At 71.7% G+C, this 1,674-nt stretch carries 1 protein-coding gene; it reads right to left on the reverse strand.

Annotated features, from left to right (window positions below):
- A partial coding sequence (locus VGV06_15950; protein ID HEV2056637.1) for a gamma-glutamyltransferase occupies positions 1-1,367 on the reverse strand: 1,367 nt, incomplete at its 3' end.
- Positions 1,368-1,674: the final 307 nt, after the last annotated feature.

The raw sequence follows: 1,674 nt of genomic DNA on the forward strand, positions 1-1,674 counted from the left end.
AGCAGCGCGGCCTGGGTCTGGGGCTGCCCGTCGCCTCCCATCGTCCCATAGGCGAAGCGCGGCCTGCCGCCTTCCAGGTATATCGAGGGGATTAGCGTGTGCATCGTGTGCTTGCCGGGGGCGAGCGCGTTGGCCTGCGCCGGGTCGAGTGAGAAGAACGAGCCGCGATTCTGCAGGATCACGCCCGTGTCGCCCGCGACGAGACCCGAGCCCCAGGTGAAGTAGAGCGACTGGATGAGTGAGACGGCATTGCCCTGCGCGTCGGCCGCGACGATGGCGATGGTGTCGCCGCCCTCGGTCCGGGCCGGCGCTGTCGGCATGGCGCGCTTCATATCAATGCGCGCGCGGAGGCGCCGGATCCTGTCGGGCGCGAGCAGGTCCTTCGGGTTCTTCTCCATCGAGGCCGGATCGCTTAGGTAGCGGTCGCGGTCCTCGAAGGCGAGCTTGGTCGCCTCGACCAGGAGATGGACGTAGTCCGCCTCGCCCAGCGCGCTCACGTCGAAGCCGTCGGCCAGCCCGAGGATCATGAGCGCCGACATGCCTTGGGCGGGCGGCGGAAAGCTCGCGGCCTCTCCTTTGCGGTAGGCCACGCGGAGCGGCTCCATCCAGTCGCTCGTGTGCTCCGCGAAGTCCTCGATGGCCAGCGGGCTGCCCGCCGCGGCGGCCGCGGCCACGATGCGCTTGGCGATGTCGCCACCGTAGAACGCGTCGGGCCCGCCGTCGCGCACCGCCTCGAGGGTGAGCGCGAGATCCCGCTGGACGAGCGGGCCCCGGTGGAGCGCGTCGGGCTGATAGAGCGGCCAGAGATCGCGCTTGATCTCCGCTATCGCCGTGGGGCCGAAGAGATCGGGCTCGCGCGGCGGCGGCACCCGCTGGCCGTCCGAGGCGGAGAAGCCCCCGCGCGCATACGCGATGGCGTCGGCCAGGAGGTCCCTCCACTGGAGCGTCGAGCCCATGCTCCGCGAGCTGTACTGGTGCGCCTTCCACCAGCCGTCCACCACGCCCGGCACCGTCAGCGCGGCCGGCCCGCCGCGGGCCGGGATGGCCTCACGGATCCCGCGCGCCGCGTACCACTCGATCGAGGCCGCGCGGGCCGCGCGCCCCGCGCCGCAGAGGGCGGTGAGCCGCGACGACGTCGCGTCGTAGACCAGCCAGAAGTTGTCGCCGCCCACGCCGTTCATGTGCGGGTAGACGACAGCGATGGTGGCCGCGGCGGCGATGGCGGCGTCGAGCGCATTGCCGCCCGCGCGAAGGGCCGCCACGCCCGAGGCGGAGGCCAGCGCGTGGGGCGATGCGACCATGCCACGCGGAGCGCGCGCCTCGAGCCAGCGTCCTTGGGTCATGCGGGGGGTCATGCGGGGGGTCATGCGGGAGATTCTACCGCGCCCCTCACCCCAACCCTCTTCCCAGAGGGGAGAGGGGGCCACAAACAGAAACCCTCTCCCCCCGCCGCGAGGGAGAGGGTCAGGGTGAGGGGCCCTGGTGATGGTCAGGGCACTACGAGCAGCCGCCTAAGAACACCCGGTCGTTGTGCCGCAGGTGATGCACTTGAGACACGTGCCGTTGCGCACCATGGTGAACTGGCCGCAGTCGCCGCAGGGATCGCCCTCGTAGCCCTTGAGGCGCGCCATCTCGGAGGCCGAGAGCGCCTTGGCCTTCGCCAGCGCGCCGCTG

The sequence above is a fragment of the Candidatus Methylomirabilota bacterium genome (genome assembly GCA_035936835.1).
Lineage (GTDB): Bacteria > Methylomirabilota > Methylomirabilia > Rokubacteriales > CSP1-6 > AR37.